Below are 21,855 nucleotides of genomic sequence, written 5' to 3' on the forward strand. Positions count from 1 at the left end.
AGGTAAATTATTATGAGTGAAAATGCATTACAAGAAGAAATAAAACGCTACAATGAGTTGTACTATCGGGAAAATATATCAGAAATAACCGATGCAGAATACGATGAGCTGGTGAAAAAAGCAGATGTGCAAATTGTAGGTGCTGCACCTGATGATAGGTTTTCCAAGGTAGAACATATTGTGCCCATGCTCTCGTTAATCAAAGTTTACAGCCAAGAAGACATTGAAGAATTTATTGCTAAGTCCAGAGAACTCCTAAATACAGATGAGCTGGAGATAATGTGCGAGCTGAAAATTGATGGCTTAAGTTTCACTGCAATTTATGAAAATGGCTTACTCGTTAAAGCTGCAACGCGCGGTGATGGTAATTTAGGCGAAGATGTCACTGATAACACAAAAACCATAAAGGATTTTCCTCAAGCTTTACCTGGTATAAAGGGTAGATTGGAGGTGAGAGGGGAAGTATACATAAGAAATGATGATTTTTTAAAATTAAATAAGGATGATCAATTTTCAAATCCGCGCAATTTAGCATCTGGTTCACTAAGACAACTAAATCCAGAGGTTACTACTAGCAGACCACTCAGGTACTTTGCCTATTCTTTAATTGGTGGAGCAGAAAAAACTCAATTTGAAGTATTAAACAAGTTGAAGGAACTTGGATTCTGTGTAAATGAACATCAATGCTTAGCAAAAAATGTGGACGAAATGCTGGGGTTTTATAACAGAATCTATAATGACCGTTATAGTTTAGGGTATGATATTGACGGAATTGTCTTGAAGGTAAATAATTTAACATCACAAAGTCGTCTTGGGAATACCAACAAGGCTCCAAAATGGGCAATAGCACACAAGTTTCCAGCAGCTCATGCAAAAACTAAGATAGTTGAAATATTAATACAAGTAGGCAAAACGGGCAAATTGAATCCTGTTGCTAAATTAGCTCCGATAAATGTAGGTGGGGTGATCATTACTAGAGCAAATCTGTATAATAAAGATGAAATTAAGCACAAGGACATAAGAGTAGGAGATATTGTAACAATCAAAAGGGCAGGAGATGTGATTCCTCAAATTTTAGAAGTAGACAAAAATGCTCGTTCTCGAAAAGCACCAAGGTTTGTATTTCCTAATATTTGCCCAGAATGCGGAAGTGCAATAGATAAATTTGAAGATGAAGCTGCAGTTAGGTGTTCAGGTGAAAACGTTTGCCCAGCACAGCAAATAGAAAAGCTGAAATATTTTGTTTCTCAGTTGGACATTACCGGCTTTGGTGATAAGCAAATAGAGTTCTTTTATGACCTTGGTTTGATAAGGAAAATATCTGACATTTTTGCTCTCGAAGAAAAACTCAAAAATTTCAACTTAAGTGAGCTGAAGGGATGGGATGAAAAATCAATATCTAATTTGCTCAATTCCATCAACAGCAGAAGAGTTGTGAGTTTGGATAAATTTATATGTTCTCTAGGGATTCGATACGTCGGACCACATGTAGCAAAATTACTAGCAAAACATTATGGCTCATATGAAAATTGGTATTCTGCTGATGAAGAAGAATTAATGAGCATAATAGGTGTAGGAGAAAAGATTATAGATTCATTAATATCTTTCTTCTCTGAAAAGGATAATGTTGAAATGGTAAAGAATCTCGCTTCTCAACTAAAGATTGAGCCTGTAAGTGCTAATGTTAGTAATTCCCCTCTTAGCGGAAAAATAGTGGTTTTTACTGGGACCCTCTTGACAATGGACAGGAAAACAGCGCAAGCAGAAGCAGAATCTTTAGGCACGATTGTGAGTTCAAGTGTATCAAATAAAACGGACTTCTTGGTTGTTGGCGAAAAACCTGGGTCGAAATATAAAAAAGCTGTGGAACTTGGTATTAAAATTTTAACTGAGGAGGAATTTAATAAACTAATCATGAGAGAAAAATAAACGCTATTATTTCCTATACCTTCTTCATCACTGAAAGCCTCAAATCAACAAGTAGCAATTTTCTTTTCGTTAGCCATTCACAGGCATTGCAGTTCAACTGCGAGAAAAATGTACATAAAAAAGAGGCTTACAGCAGATGCCCAAAACTCTACAACAATCCGTTTTGTCGAAAGCTAAAATAATCGCTGCCTGTAATGATAATATGATCGAGAAACTTGATACCCACGCTATGACAAGCTAAAGCTAAATTCTTGGTCATAGTTTTATCAGCTTCAGATGGTTTTGCACTTCCGCATGGGTGGTTGTGTGAAATTACGATTGATGTTGAATTTTTTAATAATGCTTTTTTTATTATTTCCCTTGTATAGACAGGCGCCTGGTCCACTGTACCAGAAAATACTTCTTCCCCTATCAAATGGCACCCTTGATTCAAATATATTATTGTAATATTCTCCTTATCTGAATAGCCAATACTCACCCTTAAATATTCTATAAGCTTGCCTAGGTTATCTAGTATCGGCACTTTTTTTAGCTCTTCCTTTAATACCCTAGTTAAAGTTTCCTTAACACAAAAAATCATTGAAATCGTAGAGTCTGTTACACCTTCTATGCTTTTCAGCTCATCCATTTCGCGACCTAAAATCCTTCCTATTCCTGTACAAGTGGTTACTAGATTTTTAGCAATAGCTCGAGCCTGAGCCCTATCATGCACTGCACTTAGAAACGTTTCAATTATTTCATGATCTAGTAAAGCATTTCCTTTGCTTGCCAATATTCTGAACTCTATTTCTTTTTTACGTTTATTTTCATCTTTACTTTTATTCTTATTGTTCATATAATATACCCTTCACTAATAATAAATTATTTTTAAATGTTTACTGTTATTTTCTTAGCAGTATTGGCATAAAGCCATAGGTTACGGGTGAAGTCAAATCAATTTTTCAATTTTTTTTATTTATTTTTTTATGAAAAGGTAGAAGATATTAATAGCTGCTAATTTCTTTAAACGATGTCGTTGTAGATTCGTATTTTTATACACCAAAAAGCGTATCTTTGATGTCTCCACAGCTCTAAATTCATGATATCCATTTGCCGGGGTTTTTAGGCGCTTTATGAGGGGGGTATAAAAAGATCTAAAAGGACGTCTAAGGTGCGTAGTAGCATTCTAGGGCCATCTATGGGAGACATTTTTTTCATCAACACATTCAAAACTTAAAAAATAAACTAAAAATAAAGAAGTTGAATATTTCTTCAGAATTGTGTATAATTATTAATGCTTTTTAGGTTAATTTCTCATGGCTCTTTCAAAATTTCTCAATGTGCGAAATGATTATGCATTTAAGAGAATATTTGGTACTGAAAAGAACAAAGACATTCTTATTCACTTTCTTAATGATATATTAGATCTTACTGATGACAACCAGATTAAAGATGTCTCCTTTCTCAGTCCCATTCAAGACCCTGTTATTGCCTCTCAAAAGCAAAGTATTGTTGATGTTCTCTGTGTTGATTCTACAGGGGTCAAAACCATCATTGAGATGCAAGTCGCTAAAACAAGGGGCTTTGAAAAACGTGCCCAATACTACGCTGCCAAAGCTTATTCAAGTCAAGCTGATGTAGGTGACCAGTATCATGATCTTAAAGGGGTTATCTTTATTGCTATTGCTGATTTTATCCTATTTCCTAATAAGCTGGCTTATAAGTCTGATCACGTTACTTTTGATAAGATGACCTTTGAACATGATCTCAAAGACTTTAGTTTCACTTTCGTAGAGCTACCAAAGTTTAATAAGACAAAAGAAGATCAATTAGAAAATATTGTTGAAAAATGGATCTATTTTTTTAAGCACGCAGATGAAACGAGCGAAGAGGATCTAAAAAAAATAATAGGTAGTGATGTAATTATTGGTAGGGCTTATGATGAGTTAAATCAATATAATTGGAGTAAAGAAGAACGTTTTGCATATGATCAAGCTAAGAAACGTACCGATGATTATTTATCTACCCTTGAAGAAAAACTTCATGAAGGCATCCTCATAGGCAAAGAAAAAGGCATCCTAATCGGACATGAAAAAGGCAGAAAAGCAGAGAAAATTGAGGTCGCAAAGAATCTACTAAAAGCAGGTGTTTCTATTGATATTATAGCTCAAACTACTGGTCTTACAGCTAATGAAATTAAAGACTTAAGCTGATTCTATCTTTGGATGTTTAGATGAACATCTTTGTACTAGATGAAAACCCAGAGATTGCGGCAAAAATGTTATGTGATAAGCATATAGTAAAAATGCCATTAGAAACTGCTCAGTTATTAAGTAATGTTTTTTCAATAGCATTAAAAGTGCCAAATCCTTTAGTCAGCATCACAGACCAGAATATAGAAGTTCCATATAAACTTACTCACAAAAACCACCCTTGTTCTCTATGGGCTAGACACTCAAAAGGAAACTTTAATTGGTTGATAAAGCATGGAAAAGAATTGTGCATAGAGTATAGCTTGCGATACAAAAGAACGCATAAATCCGAAGAAGTTATAGATTGGTGTGATAATAATAAGGATTTGCTAATTTTTCAATCAGCTGATATACAAATTTTTACACAAGCGTTACCTGATCGATATAAATGTAGTAATCCAATAGAAGCCTATAGAGAATATTACCTAAAAGAAAAGATGAGGTTTGCTAAGTGGGAAAAAGGTAGAGAAGCACCAGGTTGGATAATCTGCTACACAATACCACAGCTAATATAGCTCATAAATAAAGAAGCCATCCAAATCGGACATGAAAAAAGCAGGGAAGAGGGCGAAAAACAGGCTAAAATAGCTGTGGCTAAAAATTCACTCAAGGCGGGTGTTTCTATTGATGTTATTGCTGAAATAACAGGGTTTTCTGTTGATTATATTGAGAAAATTCAAGAAAAGAAGTTTTAGCCATAACGTTTTTTTTATTAAACCCTCTATTCTAGTAATTTTAATATTGCAATCCATTCTAATGTCTGTACAATGCCTTTTTTATATAAATACTTAATAGGAGGGGTTAATGCCAACACAGAAAGAGCTTCAGGCTACGATGTCCAAAAAATTACAGGAAGCTATTAAACATCCAGATCCAACAGTTGCTGCCGGGAGGAAGTCAGCTATCAAGAGATGGGTGGGAGTCCTTCAAGATAACTTTATGGAGCACATAAAATACTTTAAGGGTGATAAGTTGAAGTTTTTGCACAATGTATTCCAAGATGAAGGTTGCTGGTCAGGTGTAAGGTTGGATAATGCTGCTTTAGGTCAAAGGTTTACTGAAGAGAAAATAGGTGGAATAGATAATCCACTTCGCAAATATGAGATGGCTTGTAGTTACTGTGTAGTAGATAAAATTCATCCACTCTTTCAAAAAAGATTTGAATCTTATAGGAACAATTTTCCTCCTAGTGCATTTGATGGTAAAACTGAAACTGAAATTGGCAAATACGTACGAAACTCGTTACTAGATAGCATAAAGAGGAAAGGTCCTGTGTTTGATTTCTGGATCGATAGAGAATCTGGGGGATTAAAGCAACCAAGTAACGCGTCAGAAGGTTTTGACAGTGCTGTAAAACTTAAGTGGAGCGAAGGAGTAGAGTATTTTTATAATCATTTAAAAGAAGAAGATAAGGAAAAGAAACTTACAGAAGCTGTTATTGCTCTGTCTCGCGTTCAATCTGTTGAGAAAGACGCTCCTATTTTAGATTTTTGTGTAAGGAATATAGCTGACAAAGATACTCTTTTACAGAAATTATTGCAGAAGGATAGAGGGGTATATTTCCTTTTTAGTAGATTAATACGTTCATGTTTTTTTGATACGGTTCATGATTTGGTACAGTATTGGTGCTATAAAGGAATTTCAGCACGTGGAGATCATTCAGAGAAAATATTCTCACAGCAAAACTATGAGATTCTTCTTTCTTCACTTTCAGATACAATGTTGAACAATCCTGAATCAAATGTTCAAGCTAGATCTCTCATTATGGAGATTTGGCAGTGTGGTAGTTTTAGTGAATATAAAAAGGCTGCTATTATTGATACTTCAAATGATAGAATTCCTATAAAGGGTGTACTTGCAGAATTGATAGTTAACTGGAAACGAGAAGACATTTATAAGTCTGATGAGGAAAAAGAAATAGAGAAAAAAGAAATACTAGATATGATGTTATTTGCTAAAAATAGCTTTCCTGAAAGGTTTGAGTTCTTTAAGGGAAGGATAATAAAAAGTCTTAGATTATGTGGTAGAGAAGGTAAAAGAGTAAATGTAGATTACGGTCTGTTTGCGGAAGAATTATTCTCTGAGTTAGAGAAAACAATTTTACCACCTGTAGGTGATGGTCCTTGGAATAATTTACGGTCACGATCTAAAGCTCATGGTAGTAAGGAAACAACTTTGCCAGTTGATGATGGTCCACAGTCTGAGCTTGGAACTCCTAGTGTAAGTGGTGTTTCTTCTTATAAGAAAAAAAGCGTCTTTACGCTTAGTGGTAATAAGTAATCCACTTATGAACTCTTGGTGTTTCTGGTCGTAGTAAATAAGGGGTATTTTGTATGAGTAATGGTGATGGATTTATTAGGAGTTTGGTGGATGGAGATCTTGAAGGATTCAGACAAGGATTTGAATCTTTTTTAGATCAATGTCCATCTTTTTTGTATCATGTGAGTGCAGGTCGTTTCCTTCCTGTATTCTTTTTTAGTATGTTTGCTACTGCACATGATGCTGGTATCTTAACTGCAAATGAGAGAGTCTATTTTCGTTTTGATAATCATGGTATTGATACAGGTGGTAGGAATAGAAATACAGGAAACTTAAAGGTTGCTGTTTCAACTCGTAGTCGTGACGGACAGCGAGTTGTCAAGTGTTACAGCATTTCTGATCGCCCTAACAGTAATGGGTTAAGGTTTAGTACAAGGGAGAGAAATGCTCTAGTGCAAGAGATTAGACGGCAAAATCCGAATTTACGGGAAGAAGACCTAAATTTTTAGCAGTACAAAGTATGCATGCATGGAAAGGGCAAGAGTCAGGGAGAGGCAATTGCAACAGTATTCGAGGCGATTCGTGAAAAGGATTTTAGAGGTAGAGATAAATTTGCCAAATATTCAGCATCTGAGGTTCATTTCTTGAGGCAACTCTTTAGAAATCGCAGATTAACAATTAAGGAAATAGAAGGAAGACAACTTAATCAAAATCAGCTCAGACAACTTGATAGATCAGTCAATTTTGCACAGGTAGCACAAGGTCAACAAAGGATTGACAACTTTATGGAAATACTAACAAGTGATGACGAAGAAAATGTAAGAGATCCTCTCCGAGAAGATATTTTAGAATATATAACTGATACCTATAATAATTATAGAGCGCAGATAGAAAATAATATTGAAAATCGCAGTCAAAAATTTGAGAGTCACGGGTTTTTATTAGGTTTCTTAGCAAATTTTAGTCATCGCTACACAATAGGCATCGATCTTGACTTATCTCCTAGAAACTCACATGTTGCTTTTCTTGTACGTCACCAAGCAGAAAGAGAAAATATTCCTATTGTTGTTAATCTTGCTACAAGGGCACCGTCCAATATCGCATTAAACCGCGCCAGAAGTCACGCTGAAAGATTGCATGTTTTTTCATTTATACCTATCCATACTGAATCAAGAAATACTGTCTGTGTTGGATTAAATTTTAATTTAAATCTAGATCCTTTTAGTGTTGATACAGTAGGGCTTCAATAGGATAGATTTCCTTTAGTACAAAGATTGTTTGAGTATATAGAAGATGAAGAGGTTGGAGAGAATATTAGAGATTTCTTGCTTCAACATCTTCCTGGTGAAATACCAAGAAATGCAGATAATTATAACAGAGTATTTGATTGTATAACTGGTTTTACTTTTGGAAGTAGTGCTTTTGATAGGCACCCTTTAGAACTAGAAGAGGAAGACGAAGCACCTATAACAAAATACATATTTAGACATGGTGATGAGGGTTTAAGATGTTTAACTATGGTCTTTCATGCTGAAGGTTCTGATATAGTTATACTTCATATTAGAGCTCACGATGCGCAACAACAAGGAGCAATCAATTTAGAAAATCTTAATATTAATGGAAATAATGTTCATGTATGGGAAGTTTCATGCACACTTAATGACCAATTTAAGCTAGATATTGATCAACCAAATGACCTTGGTTTATATCACGATTACCAAAATAATAATGCAAATAATTTTCTTGATGGTGATCTTATACAAGTGCCTAATGTTGAAAATGTACATGGTATTTCAGAAAGAGTTATGGATGATGGCTGGCAAGATGTAGGTCAGCATGGAGAGCTGTTTCAAGAGATCTCTGGAATATTGATGCCACTTAGGGACGCAATAAATGTTAATAGTGAGGATAAGTTTCGTTCTATACTACATGGTACATTTTATGCTAGTGATAATCCTTATAAAGTGCTTGCTATGTATAAAGTTGGTCAAACATATAGTTTGAAAAGGGGTCAGGAAGAAGAAGGAGAAAGGGCAATACTCACAAGAATTACAGAACAGAGATTAGACCTTTTATTATTAAGACAATCTACGGAGAATGCTCCAGATACTCATCCGATTGTATATGTATTAGGATTTGCTAATAATGCAGAAGAAGTAGCACAAAAGGAGAATAACGCAAAAGATCGAATAAAAGAACTTATGAACAAGCAAAGAGGATATTTGCTTATTACTTCTGGAAATGAGGTGGTTTTATTTCCTCTTATATTTAATGCAGGTGCAGGGAGAGTAGAAGGTCTTATATCTATTCCAGAAGGAATAGGAAGAGAAGAGTATGTACATAGACTTGATCGTGGTGGTCGTGACTCAAGACCAGGAGTATTAGTGGGACCTGAAAGTGTTATTGATGAAAATCCACCAGAGGGTCTATTATCAGATCAGACTCGTGAAAATTTAATAAATTATATTCGAGAAAATCCCGGACGGAACCGGATTTTACCGTTTGATCTAGGTGATAATCGATGTGTTAGTATTATTACCTTCGAAGGTAGTATACAACAACTCCTAGAAATACTAAGGTCAAGAATAAGGGGAGGTGATAATTCCATTCCTACAGCACAAGAGATAAGAAGACAAATAAGAGATATTCTTAGAAATCAAGGGATAGAAGTAAATGATCTACTTACACTAGAATTTGCGACGAGAAATGGACATTATGATTACTGGCTTCAACAAATTGATATAGCTCACGCTGGAAGATTGCGATATCAGCTTCGTACTGAAGGTAATCACACTTTTGAAGTAGCTAATTTGGCAAGGAATGACGGTAACGAGCACATTGTTAGAGTATTAAATCAATTTAGGGAAAATGAAGAACAACAGCGTTTAACTTTAATCATTACTTTAAATAATACTCATTGGGTTACACTAGTGATTGAACGTCAAAATGGGAACTATGTTGGGTACTATGCTGATTCAACTGCTACTGCTGTTCCAGGTGGTATTACTGATATCATTCAAAATAACTTAGGAAATAATATCAGGATTAATAATGTTTCTGTTAGTCAGCAAACAGATGGTTGGAATTGTGGTTTATGGGCATTAGAAAATGCTAGTGATATTAATCGAGTTCTAAACGAAAATCCTGTTGGGCAAGTGCAGAATATCATAAATATAATACGCGATTTTCTTGGAAGAGGCCACCCAAACAGAGATAGAAATTACTTTCAGAACATAAGAGTGGGCATTTCACAATTATTCAGGAATGATCCGGGATTTCAAGATGTGCAATTGCAAGCATACATTCAAAATAGAGAACAAATTGATCCATTACTACGTACTTATCTAGAATTAGGATATCACAGAGTAGGAGGAGGGTATGGATTAGTAGAAGCACCTATATCGCTTGGTGTTAGTGATTCCAGTAATTTTGGTGACCTGCCACAGTCAAGTTTAGAAGGTCCTGAAGCTAGTCGTGTTTCTGACCTTAGCAAAGGTAAAGGCGGTAAGTAGAGGTAATCGGTAGATGAAAGGAGTGTAACAAAAACCTTATGCATCAAGTAAAGATTGTGAGCAAATTTAAAGAAGTTAAGGTGGGTAACCTGTTTTTTTCTACTTGCAGCAATGTTTCAAAAAGTATATGTGTCGAGTTGGGTAAAGTTGAAGGAGGTTCTTAAATGAGCAACTATTAATTTGGTAGTGTATAACATTAATAAATTTAAATGATGCAACCATTTCCAGCAACAAAAATCAGCTAGCGTGAGAAGATTTTTTCTTGGAATCGTGTGGTCTAGAGTTAAGATCTTGGATGTTTTGGAGCATCTTTAGTGAATAAGCATTTCCTCCATTTTCAAGTTTTCGGATCGAGGTTTAGAGAGTTTTTTACTATTTGTATTGCTCTGCCTCTGTTGCTCTGATAGTTTCTCCTTCTGAATATAATATGTTGAAAATATTATGCCAGAGAGTATAATAAAATCTATATCAAATACTTTACAAGAAAAAGTGGTGGTAGAGGCAAAAGTGAACACTAATAAGAACCAATTTAAGGAAAGCGCATGCTAGAGTTTGAAAAAGCAGCAAGAATATTATTGAAAGGTTAAATGGCGTATGATATAATATATATAGTGTAAAGATGTAAATAATCTTATTGACATCTTTACATTAATAGTTCTTAAATGTTTAGTGCTGTAAAATTAAATTATTAAGTTTTATGAAGGGAGTAAAAATGGTGGAAAGCTTTCTAGGTAAGAACAAAGGCAGTAATTTTATTGAGGGGACAAAAATAATGAAAAATTTTTCAGATAATAACAAAAACGGTAGCTCAATCTTCCAAGGAAAAATCAGGGAGCAAGATTTCTCTGCGGAGCAGAAGTTAAATGAACTAAAAGCAGCCGTAGAGGAGCTTGCCAGACAAGATTTACTCAGAAGGCTCGAGTGTGAGCGTCAGGCCTCTAGTTGTATCGATGAAATATCATCTCAAGCAGAGCTACATATCGAAGAAGATGATGAAGATTACTTCAATGGTGAAAGAGAAAGAGTACTCGGAGATTTCTGGAGTTTCTTTGAACCTCTCTTCAACCTCTTTGAAGTAGATGTAGATCCGAAAATCTACCAAATGCTCAAGGAGAAGAAAGAAAAAAATTGGCTTCTTTCGATAATGAAGTTTTTGCGTGACAAGCTTAAGGAGTTAATCAAGAAGATTTTTGCACGCGATTTAAGTTTCGATCAGAGGTTGGACAAAGAGATAAAAGAATTGCAGGAGAAATTAGGCAGTGGTGAGTTATCAGAAGAAGAGTTTGCAAGGGCGTTAGAAAGGTTAACTGCATTGCAAGATCTGAAACTCAAGTTACAGCTGGCCGTTGTCGGATGGATTGTTACAATGTTCGCAGAGATTTTTGGAGTTGAGTTGGCGGCTGCGGCAGAGGCATCTAAAGAAAAAGAAGATAAAAAAGCAGAAAAAACATCATTAAAGGAAGAAAATAAAGAAGTTTGCGAAAACGTAGAAATGAAAGTGGATGAAAGAGAAAAACCTAAAGTGCCAGTTTCCCTTTTTGACGTCTCATCTGGGTTTGTAAGGCCAGTTGTTCTGAGCAAACCAGAACTTGATCTTTTACCAAAACCTATAATGCCTCCTATATTTAAAGAGGTTAATGAGAATCGCGAGATAAAAGAAACAAAACCAAAAGTGGAAGAAGAGAAAAAAGCGAAGCCTGAGAAACCGAAGGTGGCTGTGTGTCCACCGAAACCTGCGGAGAAGAAGCCCGTGGTGAGTGGGATAAAATTTTATTCTATAGACAAGGATATTAATTTCGAAAAATGGGATACGAATACTAGTGTTAATGGAAGAGGCACCACGTCTACCAATAAATGTGGTACTACTAATGATTTTAAGGAAAAGGAACTCAAGCCTACTAATGAGCAAAAATTTGATGGGAAAGAATCTAAGTCTACTGATAAGCAGAAAACGGATGACCCTTACGCTAAGCTTGCAAAAAAAGTTGCTGAAAGGAACACTCAAAGAAAAGAATCTGCCACTATTAAACACGATTATCCAATTGATACTTGGCAGGCTCCATCAGGAACTACTGATAATGGAAAGTCTAGTGCTAGTTCTGCAAGTGATGCTAAAGAAAATCCTAAGTCAAAATTTACTGATGTATTGAAGGAACGTGCAGCAAGAGGGAATGGTAATACACCATCGAGATAGCTAGTGTTAGCTACTTATTGGATGACGAGAAAGGGTGTCATTCCAGTGCTTGACACTGGAATCCAGGATGTGCATTGGGTTTGATAAGTGTAGGGTTTTATGTTAAGAGGGAGTGTTTTTGATGAAATTGTGAAGAACCAGTGTTAGCTACTTGGATGACAAAAAGACTGGATCCCAGTGTCTGGGCACTGGGATGACATTAAAAGAGTAGGAGTTGATGGCAAAAAGAAACACAGGCGTCATTCAGCGTCTTTTTTTTGCCATTCCAGCGCGTGACAATGGAATCTCTAAGCTCGAGTTTTATGAAAAAAAGAGTGAATAAAATTTATACTAAAAAATATAAAAAAAGTGCTTGCACTATAATTTATTTTTAGTATATTAGTTACATAATATTTTTACTGGAGGTTAATATGCATGGTAGTAATGATAATGGTGGTGGTAATAAGTGGATTTCAGATAAAAATGTTGAGTGGATTGGTCCTGATAAGTATAAAAACTACGAGCGACTACGTGAAAGCAGTAAGCCTAACACACAACTGGGTAGTAGTAGTGCTACTGGTGCCGGTAGTAGTAAAGATAAAGGAAAAAGCAAGTAGTGAGGTTTCTTAACAATTTTTAATAGAGGTAGTTATGGGTATAAAAGAGTTGGTTAATGCGTTTAACTTAAATAATTATGCTTGTGATAAGATCGATACTAATTTTACTGTAGAAGGTAAAAAGATTGTTGGTTTATTTGCTAGTGGTACTAATACAAAAGAATATCTGCGAAGAATGGAAAAGGAGATAATAGGGCGGCACTATGGCACTAGAGAGATAGCAAATGAATATTATAACTTAGACTGTTTTCCATTTGTTTTAGGTGCTAATCATGATGAAGAGTATTTAGGTAATGGCATAGTGAAAGTGAAGCTTGCAGATTCTACGGATCCTGCAGTAATTCATAACTTGAAGGTTCATTTTGCTAGTGAGTTTAAGAGAGCTGTGAGATCCAAAGTGGCTGCATGTCTACAAAAAGAAGTAGGGATATCTGAGGAAGAAGCATATGAATGGGTCAATGAAACTGTTGGAACAGGAGCGATAGGCAAGCCTTATTTGTACTGTATAGCTTTTAGCAACGAATACCTTAAGAGGGAATATGATTTAGAGACTTTTGAATTTTTTAAGCAGGCATATATTAAAGAATTTAACTCAAGGTTAGAAAACTGTGGCCTTAAGAGTTCAAACTTTTATGAATATAAAGATGATGTGTTATATATTAAAGATGTGAGTGATAAGGTAGTCAGGAGTGTGGCAGAATATGTTAAAGGGCGAGTAGCGCTTTATTTGCGAACTCCAGGCACAGAAGATTCTAAAGTCGAAAATTTTAAAGATGTTCTTGGCGATTTTATTTTTAAATTGACAGGGAAATCAATTAATGCTTATGAGTATGATATTTTTACGGATAAAAAGAAAATAGAGAATGGTAATGATTTTGTCCTTATACCTTTAACAAAAAGATATAGTGGTCAGCTTGAATCTTTAAAGCATAAGGATGCATACAAAATTAATACAATACATAAAGATTTTGTAAGTGATATTAGAGGTAAGACTGCAAAACCAGATGTTGCCAGTTATGAAAGCCCAGTTTATGCTATCTCTAACAAAAGAATTGCTCAGTTACTTCCTGAAATTATGCAGTCTCCAATTGCATATAATCAAATACACGGACGTTTTGAATTTGCAGTTGATCTTGAGAATTTTAAGAGACGTGGCTCGAGTCGATCCTCCTCAACAGTAACTTCTCCATTCAATTCTCCTACACATGCAGGACAGAGTGGACTAAGAACACCGCCCAACCAAAGGAAAGCAGACACAGATAGTGGTTATGATAGTAATTCACCTCCGAAACCTAAGGATTCTGGTTCTTCAAGTGGCGGTCCAGGGCCATCGACTGAACTGTCAGATATGGAATGGGAGTCTCCCACGCGGAGTCAGGATGGAGCATTAGAGGATTCTCCCAGGCGAGGGTCAGAGCAAGGATCAGAAACGGAAAAAGAAGGACGGCTGCTGCACAATCATGTAAATTTAGCTGGAACGAGTAAAGGATTTCCGCCATTGCCGCAGCTGAATTCTATTGCAGTTAGTTATGGTGTTTCAGGGCCATCTTCATTATCGCAATCTGTAAGTACTGCTCAAAATCGTTGGTCATCACAAGGCACGTCCGGAAATAAATGGATGCCGTCACGGCAATTTACTGAACCAGGACCTAGTGGTTTATCATGGTCACAGAGTGGACCTTCATCATGGAAAGGTGCTAATCCAGTAGGGGCTAACCCTTGGGCTCAGCAAACGAACCCTTGTTTATCACAAGGCACGTCCGAAAATAAATGGATATCGTCAATGCAATTTACTAAACCAGGACCTAGTGGTTTATCATGCTCACAGAGTGGAGCTTCATCATCGAGAGGCGCTGGTAAAAATATGCCAACAGGGAGTAGTTCTTGGTGTTTGCCACCATCGACTTCTTCTCTTACGACAAGGAATGATCCAATATCCTCAAATCTTGGGATTTTTGCAGATCCTCCAGAAGATACGGAGAACATTTGTAGCATGAAAGAAAAACAGCAAGTTACTAAGGAAAAGGAAGAAGAAAAGTTGTCTAAAGCATTGCTTTATACATTCAACCTAATGAATTATACTCTTGATGGTGTTTATACTAACTTTTTTGCAAAAGATGGGAAAATTGTTAGTTTACTCCATGATAATGTTGATAGAGAGGAATATTTACAGGCGGTAATAGATTATGTAGTAGAAGAGTATTATGAAACTGAGAAAGAAGCAAGAGAATCTTGCGATTTTGATGAGTTTCCATTTAAATTTCTTCCTGATCCTGATTATGAAAAAAATCAAAATGATTGTGAGAAAAATTCAAGAAAGACAGTTGTTGCTAATATAAGTAGTGGTGCTTTATCTAACTTAGAAAAACTTTTTAGGCAGAAGTTTGGGAAAAACGTAGGTGCTATCGACACTAATTGGGTCAAAAAGGTAGAGAAACGTGAAAAGGACGAATGGGTAGATCGCCAGCGATCTTATGGCGCTTCTCTTCAAGACGCATGTGAGAGTTGTTTTCCTGATGAAGGGCCAATGAAAATAATTCCAATTGCACTTGAAGGAGATGAATACGTGCTTGACCGTAGTCGTGAAGAGTGTGAAGTAAAATTGTTGCTCAGAGAGCAAAAACTACGGCTTAGAGGTACATTAGTTAACGAGGAAGAAAAAGAGTTGTTTAAAGCATTGCTTTATGCGTTTAACTACAGTAATAATAATTTCGACCTTCCTGATACTAACTTTATTGTAAAAAATGGGAAGATTGCTAGTTTAATTCCTGATAGTGTTAATGTAGAAGAATATTTACAGGAGGTAATAGATAAGACGAAAGAAGAGTATTGTGAAGATAAGAAAGAAGCCTATGATCTAGATGAGTTTCCATTTGAACTTAATTGTGAGAAAAACCAAGAAACAACAGTTGTTGCTAATATAAGTCGTGGTGCCTTATTTAACTTAAAAAAACTTTTTATTTATGGGTATAAGAAAAAAGCGGAAACAGGAGATATCGACATTAAAATAGGAGATATCGACATTAACACTGTCGAAGAGGCAGTGAAATCTAAAAAGGACGAATTGGTAAATTCCAAGGTGAAAGGAATAGAAAGAGAAGGAGGATATTACAGTAGGATAAAACCTGACGAAGCAGCTACAGCCTCTTATCCCGATGGAAACGCATTAGAAGGTATTCCAATTATAAAAGGCAAAGGTGGATACTGCCTTGACCGTACTTTTAACGATTGGGAAACAAAGTTGTTTGTGGAAGATTCAGAGTATACTAAAGGTACATCAAAAGCTAAAAAGATGAAGTCCGAAGATAATAAAGACAGCGGTATCTCTTCAGGGGAGGCGACTGATGCTGAAAACGTAAGCTCTAAAGCTGAGGGGAAAACAAGTGGAACAAGTGGTTATGAGTCTATGGATTGTGAGAATACTAGAGGAGGATCGCCAAAACATACTCTAGAATTAAGTGTGGAAAATTTGAGAATATCCACAAAACTGGATGCTACTAAGGCCGAGCAGCACTCTCCCATAAAAAAATTTAGAAGCAATTGATCTAATCCACTGCTCTCAGCCACCTAAGCGTTTTATTAGGGTTGGGGCCAAAGCCCCTGACCCTGGGGATGCTGTCGGTGGTTTTTCTTGTCCATTGTAAATATTGTACTGTACTGTCCACCTGATCATCATAACGGGCTTCTGGGAACATTAAAATCTCATACTCAAAATCATTGAGCCATACCGCTTGCTGTGGCAGAAAAACCCTGCCAGACTCTATCACTGGAACAATTTGATAAAATCGAGTGAGTTTGTCATTGTGTGGCACTATTTCAATAATCGGTAGATCGCTATTTGCCTTTAGCTCTTGTGTTAATTGTTGCTTTTTATACCATCTGCTCTAATTTAACACGTATGAACATTCATGATTAATTTTTTAAAATCTTATCCTGAAAAATACATTAACTTAACCTGGTGGAGCCATTGCTGTTTTCTTTTGCTGCAAACAAGCTTGCGTGAGATCAGTAGATGGAACATCCTTAGTAGTCTCGATTGACTCTGTAGACACACTACCATTTTTCTTAAAACCTTTATCTTCTATAGCTTTCAGAACGTTTTCTCCTCCCAAAAGACAATTTTCTCCTAAACTTTTCTTCTTAGCTTTTAACTCGTCAAACCTTGTTCTGCTCTCCTCACAAATCTTTACCTCTATTTTATTACTATCTTCCTTACTAGGACTTAGATAAATACTAATCTCTCCTACCTCAGTGGTAAAAGACATTTCAATGCTACCTTTTAAGATATCTGTATAATTTCTTTTTCCATCTTTTGTGCCTTTAACTCTCACTATACTTTCCCCAATTTGAAGTATGCCGACTTTTAATTTTAACTCTTTAGCTTTTTCATTGTTTAAGATTTTTACAGGTTCAATAATACTATCTTGTGAATATTTCATATAAAAATATTGATTATCTATCTCCACTGTCTCTAGCTCCTCCTTTTGAGCTTGCCTATCTCTGTTTACGATACCTTCATATGCTATACTTATTAGCTTGCTTTCAATTTCTTTATATTTTTTATTGCGAGCATTCATATAAGAATAGTTATAATTTTGTGCTAGCTCAGTACCGGTGAAGAAAGATTCTTTTGCTTTCCCACCTTTTAACAATAAATCATCCATGATGCTTTCCATGATGTCTGAAGCTTCATCTTTATCTTTACCTTTATCTTCTTGTTCGGGAATATCATTAACCCTTCCTCTATACTCTCTGGTTTCATCGCGTGGTTTCACACGACTAATAAGAACATCTTCTATTTCTTTAAATATTAAATTTGTTACAGTTTCTTTATCACCTTTTTCACTGCCATTTTTATTATCATTACTACAACTTGAATTTAACCTTATTCCTTTCTCCAAGTACTCATTTACTATTTTCTTAATACTTTTTAGAATACTTTCTTCAGGTTCTTGTTTGTTTTTTGTTATATCTATTATCTCCTTATAAAAACCTTTAATTAGCCCCTCTTCACTTGTAGTTAATGGTATTTCTAACTTCATCAAAAGTGAGTCTTCTAGAAAAAGATCATCACTTGAACTACAGCTCGAATCCTCGTCTTCTGAGTCACAATCACTCAATTTAACAGACTTTACCTGACTATCATCACCAGAGTTATTTGAACAATCATTACTTTCATCTACCGAACCATCAGGTGTTGTCGGATTACCTTCATTTTCACGAGAATTATCTGAATAATAGTCCGAATCCTCTTCTGTGTTACAATTACTCAATTCAGCAGGCTTTACCTGACTATCATCACCAGAGCTATTTGAACAATCGTTTCTTTCACCTACCGAACTATCAGGTGTTGCCGGATTCCCTTTATTTTCATGAGAATCATCTGAACTATGGCTCGAATCCTCAATAGCTTGACGGCACTCATCTTCAGTAGCATATTCAGATGGAGTCTTTCCACTTTGATCTTGCACATTTGGATTAGCACCCGCTCCTAAAAGAAGTTCTCTAGCTTGAAGGCAGTTATTTTTAGCAGCATAATCTAACGGAGTCTTTCCACTTTGATCTCGCACATTTGGATTAGCTTTTATTACTTCTAAAAGAAACCTTATACCGCCAGTATCGTTACATTCAGCAACGTAATGTAACAGAGTTTTTCCATCTTCTTGGTTTTGTACATTTGGATTAGCTCCTGCTTCTAGAAGAAGAATTATATGTTGAATATTATTTAATATATCTCCATTGCTTTCTAACGCATTTAAAATGTTAAGTAATGGTTCATTTGAGTAATGTGACAGAGTTTTTCCATATTGGTTTTGTGTATTTCGATCAGCTCCTGCTTGTAGAAGAAGACTTATATGTTTAGCATAATAATATAATAGACCTCTATCGCTTTCTAACTGATCTAAAATATCACGTAATTTTTCATCTAAGTAACATGACAGAGTTTTTCCATCTGGGCTCCGTATATTTGGATCAGCTCCTGCTTGTAGAAGAGACATTATACGTTGAATATCATTGGGATTATCTAATAGACCTCTATTGCTTTCTAACTGATCTAAAATGTCACCTAATTTTTCATCTTGGTTCTGTATATTTGGATCAGCTTCTGCTCCTGAAAGAGACGTTATATTTTGAATATTACTATCGTTTTCTGGCTGACCTAAAATGTTAAGTGAACTTTCATTTAATTCCTTGCTTGATACCCCACCACTCATATTTTATAACCATTACTCACTAATTCTTCAGTGATTACCGTAATATATGGGTAAGTCAATAAAAAAATACACCTTTCCTTCTTCAGTTCTAAGAAATTGTCAAAAATCTCAAAAAGATGAGTTAAAAAGGGTTCTGCTTCCAACTTTTTTGCTGTAAATTTTTGCAAAATTTTAAAACTCACATCTACTCTATTATAGTATTCTTGGCAACTAATTTTATGTCAATATTAAAAATCTTACTATTACCCACAAATAAAGACATGGTATTGTATTTACTCAAATAATTTTATTAACTTGAAAGATTATTAGATTAAAATTATTAAATTAAGAGTTATAATTTTAGCAACTAAAAGCTGTAAGTTATACCATATAAACAGTTATTTCAAGCAAAAGTTATGCCATTAAGAGCTATGCAACAAACGTTCATATTTGTGGGTAATAGTAAGGGGGAAGTTATAGAATGACACTCAATCGCGAGGACTATGACTTCTACCAACCAGACTTTTCGTATAGCTTCTAGGTTCAAGCTTTCAATTTGCCTTTGAGCGCAGAAACTCCCTAGAAATCACGCTTTTGAACTCTATATTATTTTTTGTAACATTGTCGTAGGCGTTAGATCTTGCAATGCAGTTAACCTTTCTAACGCCCTTGCAAACTCTTCTTCTGATAACTCACCACTGCCTAATTTCTCCTGCAATTCTTTTATCTCTTTGTCCAACCTCTGATCGAAACTTAAATCGCGTGCAAAAATCTTCTTGATTAACTCCTTAAGCTTGTCACGCAAAAACTTAATTATCGAAAGAAGCCAATTTTTTTCTTTCTTCTCCTTGAGCATTTGGTAGATTTTCGGATCATCTACATTTACTTCAAAAAGGTTGAAGAGAGGTTCAAAGAAACTCCAGAAATCTCCGAGTACTCTTTCTCTTTCACCATTGAAGTAATCTTCATCATCTTCTTCGATATGTAGCTCTGCTTGAGATGATATTTCATCGATACAACTAGAGGCCTGACGCTCACACTCGAGCCTTCTGAGCAAATCTTGTCTGGCAAGCTCCTCTACGGCTGCTTTTAGTTCATTTAACTTCTGCTCCGCAGAGAAATCTTGCTCCCTGATTTTTCCTTGGAAGATTGAGCTACCGTTTTTATTATTATCTGAAAAATTTTTCATTGTTTTTGTCCCCTCAATAAAATTACTGCCTTTGTTCTTACCTAGAAAGCTTTCTACCATTTTTACTCCCTTCATAAAACTTAATAATTTAATTTTACAGCACTAAACATTTAAGAACTATTAATGTAAAGATGTCAATAAGATTATTTACATCTTTACACTATATATATTATATCATACGCCATTTAACCTTTCAATAATATTCTTGCTGCTTTTTCAAGCTCTAGCATGCGCTTTCCTTAAATTGGTTCTTATTAGTGTTCACTTTTGCCTCTACCACCACTTTTTCTTGTAAAGTATTTGATATAGATTTTATTATACTCTCTGGCATAATATTTTCAACATATTATATTCAGAGTGTATTGAACGAGCCTGAAAGGCTGATAAACGAGTATCAACAAAGACTGTCAGAAAGCAAAGATAAAGCTACATTAGATATATCTTAGCCACTTAAGTAGGCTGACCCTGAAAGCACTGGTGTTAATTTTTTACCCATTGTAAATACTGTACTATCCACTGTGGCGAGTTTCTGGGAACATTAAAACTCATACTTAAAGCCATACCGCTTGGTGCGGCAAAACAACCCTGCCAAATCGGAACAATTTTGAGTGAGCTTATTATTGTGTGGCACTATTTCAATAATCACTGTCTGCCTTTAACACTTGTGTTAATTTGCTGCGAACAAGCTTGCGTAAGATCAGTAAATGGAACATCCTTAGTAATCTCGATTGACTCTGTAGGTACATTACCATTTTTCTTAAAACCTTTATCTTCTATAGCTTCCAGAACACTTTTTTCTCCCAAAAGACAGTTTTCTCCTAAACTTTTCTTCTCAGCTTTTAACTTGTTAAGCCTTGCTTCGCTCTCATCATCAATTTCTACTTCTATTTTATTACCACCTTCCTTACCAGGACTTAGATAAATATTAATCTCTCCTACCTCAGTGGTAAAAGACATTTTAATGCTACCTTTTAAGACATCTGTGTAATTTCTTTTTCCATCTTTTGTACCTTCAACTCTCACTATACTTTCCCCAATTTGAAGTATGCCGACTTTTAAATTTAAAGCTTTATCTTTTAAAGCTTCAGCTTTGTTAAAAATTTTTACAGGTTCAATAATACTATCTTGTGGATATTTCATATAAAAATATTGATTATCTATTCCTGCTTTAAAGTCATACTCATGAGTTTGCTTACTTTTGTTTACAATACCTTCACATGCTATACTCTTTAGCTCTTCTTTCCTATCCTTATATTGCTTATTGAGATCATCTAAATAATCAAAGTCATAATGTTTATTTGTAAGCTCGGTATCACCGAAGAGAAATTCTTGTCCCATTCCACCTTTTAACAACAAATTACTTGTGATCCTTTTTATGATGATGTCTGAAGCTTTATATTCGTCAGCTTTACATTCGTCAGCTTTACATTCATCAGCTTTACATTCGTCAGCTTTACATTCGTCAGCTTTATATTCGCCGCCATCACTTTCATCGGTATAATCATGTGTATTAAGCATTGCAGTTGAAGAACGTGGATTCACACGAAGCTGAGCAATAACTTCTTCCATTTCTTTAAATATTAAATTTGTTACAGTTTCTTTATCACCTTTTTCATTACCATTACTCCAACTTGAATTTAACCTTATTCCTTCCTTCAAGTACTCATCTACTATTTTCTCAATACTTTCTAGAATATTTTCTTCAGATTCTTGTTTATTTTGTGCTGTCATACCTCTTATCTTCTCACAAA

At 35.3% G+C, this 21,855-nt stretch carries 13 protein-coding genes and 2 pseudogenes; 10 read left to right on the forward strand and 5 right to left on the reverse strand.

Annotated elements, in window-relative coordinates:
* Window positions 1-12 precede the first annotated feature (12 nt).
* The gene (gene ligA, locus ABWU69_RS05930; protein ID WP_265035173.1) at window positions 13-1,929 is read left to right on the forward strand and encodes an NAD-dependent DNA ligase LigA; all 1,917 of its coding nucleotides are present in this window, start codon (window positions 13-15) and stop codon (window positions 1,927-1,929) included.
* Between the two features lie 148 nt (window positions 1,930-2,077).
* Here ligA and ABWU69_RS05935 read toward each other — a convergent pair whose 3' ends face one another.
* Window positions 2,078-2,764, reverse strand: a complete 687-nt coding sequence (locus ABWU69_RS05935) for a RadC family protein (protein ID WP_265035174.1) — start codon at window positions 2,762-2,764, stop codon at window positions 2,078-2,080.
* A 460-nt stretch (window positions 2,765-3,224) separates the two neighbouring features.
* Here ABWU69_RS05935 and ABWU69_RS05940 point away from each other — a divergent pair, with 460 nt between their 5' ends.
* From ABWU69_RS05940 to ABWU69_RS05980, 9 genes are all read left to right on the forward strand, one after another.
* Window positions 3,225-4,121 (forward strand): Rpn family recombination-promoting nuclease/putative transposase, encoded by an 897-nt coding sequence (locus ABWU69_RS05940; protein WP_353285067.1) that lies wholly within the window; start codon window positions 3,225-3,227, stop codon window positions 4,119-4,121.
* 20 nt (window positions 4,122-4,141) lie between these two features.
* Entirely contained in the window at window positions 4,142-4,675 is a 534-nt protein-coding gene (locus tag ABWU69_RS05945; RefSeq protein WP_182319428.1) for a pyrimidine dimer DNA glycosylase/endonuclease V, read from the forward strand.
* A gap of 289 nt (window positions 4,676-4,964) precedes the next feature.
* Entirely contained in the window at window positions 4,965-6,440 is a 1,476-nt protein-coding gene (locus tag ABWU69_RS05950) for a cytoplasmic incompatibility factor CifA (protein WP_353285068.1), read from the forward strand.
* A gap of 53 nt (window positions 6,441-6,493) precedes the next feature.
* A complete protein-coding gene (locus tag ABWU69_RS05955) occupies window positions 6,494-6,928 on the forward strand; it encodes a hypothetical protein (RefSeq protein ID WP_353285069.1) in 435 nt (144 codons plus the stop codon).
* Window positions 6,929-6,943: 15 nt separating this feature from the next.
* Entirely contained in the window at window positions 6,944-7,669 is a 726-nt protein-coding gene (locus tag ABWU69_RS05960) for a hypothetical protein (RefSeq protein ID WP_353285070.1), read from the forward strand.
* Window positions 7,670-7,693: 24 nt separating this feature from the next.
* Window positions 7,694-9,931, forward strand: coding sequence for a hypothetical protein (locus ABWU69_RS05965; protein WP_353285071.1), 2,238 nt, complete (start codon window positions 7,694-7,696; stop codon window positions 9,929-9,931).
* A gap of 712 nt (window positions 9,932-10,643) precedes the next feature.
* Entirely contained in the window at window positions 10,644-12,125 is a 1,482-nt protein-coding gene (locus tag ABWU69_RS05970) for a hypothetical protein (protein WP_353285072.1), read from the forward strand.
* Window positions 12,126-12,535: 410 nt separating this feature from the next.
* Window positions 12,536-12,721 carry a hypothetical protein gene (locus tag ABWU69_RS05975; protein ID WP_353285073.1) on the forward strand — a complete coding sequence of 62 codons (186 nt, stop codon included), beginning with the start codon at window positions 12,536-12,538 and terminating at the stop codon, window positions 12,719-12,721.
* 34 nt (window positions 12,722-12,755) lie between these two features.
* Window positions 12,756-16,265: a hypothetical protein gene (locus tag ABWU69_RS05980; RefSeq protein WP_353285074.1), complete on the forward strand. Its 3,510-nt coding sequence runs from the start codon at window positions 12,756-12,758 to the stop codon at window positions 16,263-16,265.
* Between the two features lies 1 nt (window position 16,266).
* Here the strand turns inward: ABWU69_RS05980 and terL are convergent.
* The 4 genes and pseudogenes from terL to ABWU69_RS06000 all read right to left on the reverse strand — a co-directional run.
* Window positions 16,267-16,587 (reverse strand): annotated as a pseudogene (gene terL / locus ABWU69_RS05985) (phage terminase large subunit); the annotation flags it as partial.
* An 84-nt stretch (window positions 16,588-16,671) separates the two neighbouring features.
* The gene (locus ABWU69_RS05990) at window positions 16,672-18,936 is read right to left on the reverse strand and encodes an ankyrin repeat domain-containing protein (protein ID WP_341814785.1); all 2,265 of its coding nucleotides are present in this window, start codon (window positions 18,934-18,936) and stop codon (window positions 16,672-16,674) included.
* 613 nt (window positions 18,937-19,549) lie between these two features.
* A pseudogene (locus ABWU69_RS05995) lies at window positions 19,550-20,164 on the reverse strand (hypothetical protein); the annotation flags it as partial.
* A 582-nt stretch (window positions 20,165-20,746) separates the two neighbouring features.
* Window positions 20,747-21,835 (reverse strand): hypothetical protein, encoded by a 1,089-nt coding sequence (locus tag ABWU69_RS06000; protein WP_353285075.1) that lies wholly within the window; start codon window positions 21,833-21,835, stop codon window positions 20,747-20,749.
* Between the last annotated feature and the right edge of the window lie 20 nt (window positions 21,836-21,855).

It is taken from the genome of Wolbachia endosymbiont (group A) of Beris morrisii (assembly GCF_964028185.1).
Classification (GTDB): domain Bacteria; phylum Pseudomonadota; class Alphaproteobacteria; order Rickettsiales; family Anaplasmataceae; genus Wolbachia.